We start from the raw sequence: 1,065 nt of genomic DNA, 5'->3' as shown, positions 1-1,065 counted from the left end.
TGTACTCAGCCAGCAGGTTGGTTACATCTGCTGATGGGTGGTCGTCCTCCGAGGGCTGCGTGGTTTCTGCGGTGGTTGTAGAAGTCTAGCCAGCCGGTGAGTGCCTGGGTGCGGTGGTTGCTGGAGTCGAAGGCGTCCTTGTAGGCCCAGCCTTCCTGCAAGGTCCGGTTGAACCGTTCGGCTTTGCCGTTTTGCCAGGGGCTGCGGGGTTTGGTGCGCCGGTGTTTGGCGCCGAGGTCAGCCATTACCTTGGCAAAGGCAGCGGACCGGATGTAAGCCAGGGCGTTATCGGTCATGACTTCCTGCACCGGTGCCCCGTTGGCGGCCATGAACCCTGCGGCGTTGGCAAGGAACGCCGCGCAGGTGGGGCCCGTCTCATCCGGGAGAACCTCGACGTAGGCCAGGCGTGAGTGGTCATCGACGGCCACGTGGACGTAGTCATAGCCGATACCTCGGCCTTTCACGGCTTCGGATCGGCCGTGGACCCGCCAGCCGCCGCCCTCCGGAATTTTCCCGAGCTTCTTCACATCGATATGCAGCAGTTCTCCGGCGGTGTCGCGTTCGTAGCGGTGGTCGGTGGCCCGGCCTGCGCGGATGCGTTCGCCGCTGATCGGGTCCAGTTCCCATAACCGGGGCAGGCCGGCCCGGGCGATGATCCGGGAGACCGTGCGGGCCGGCACGTGGCACCGTTCACCCAGCTCGACCGGACCCTCGCGGTGCTTCACACGCGCCGCGAGGACCTCGTCGATCTTCGTATCGGGGGTGGCGTGCGGGCAGGAACGCGGGCGTGACGAGCGATCCTCCATCCCGGCCCAGCCGTGCTCCCGATAGCGCCGGAACCACCGGTGGGCGCAGGTACGGGAAACACCCATTTCCTTCGCCACATGGGCCACGGGACGGCCGTCCAGAACACGCTGGACAAGGATGCCTCTACCGGCAGGAGTCAGACGGGCATTACGGTGGACCATGAAGACCTCTTAGTCGTTCGGTGTGTGTGGTAACCACCAACCTAAGAGGTCTTCACCCTTTCACCGTGCAACCAACGTCCTGGCCGAGTACACCTAG

The 1,065-nt window shown here is 64.7% G+C and carries 1 protein-coding gene; it reads right to left on the bottom strand.

The genetic code is table 11. From position 1 onward, the window contains the following. Positions 1 to 5: 5 nt before the first annotated feature. A complete protein-coding gene (locus RCH15_RS19065; RefSeq protein WP_326962219.1) occupies positions 6 to 968 on the bottom strand; it encodes an IS481 family transposase in 963 nt (320 codons plus the stop codon). Positions 969 to 1,065 lie beyond the last annotated feature (97 nt).

Source organism: Arthrobacter sp. MP_M4, assembly GCF_035984855.1.
Lineage (GTDB): Bacteria > Actinomycetota > Actinomycetes > Actinomycetales > Micrococcaceae > Arthrobacter.
This window is presented reverse-complemented; position numbering and strand designations above follow the sequence as displayed.

Bases quoted from the DNA above. Each gene is read 5' to 3' on its own strand.
- RCH15_RS19065 (WP_326962219.1), bottom strand. From the start codon at position 968: ATGGTCCACCGTAATGCCCGTCTGACTCCTGCCGGTAGAGGCATCCTT.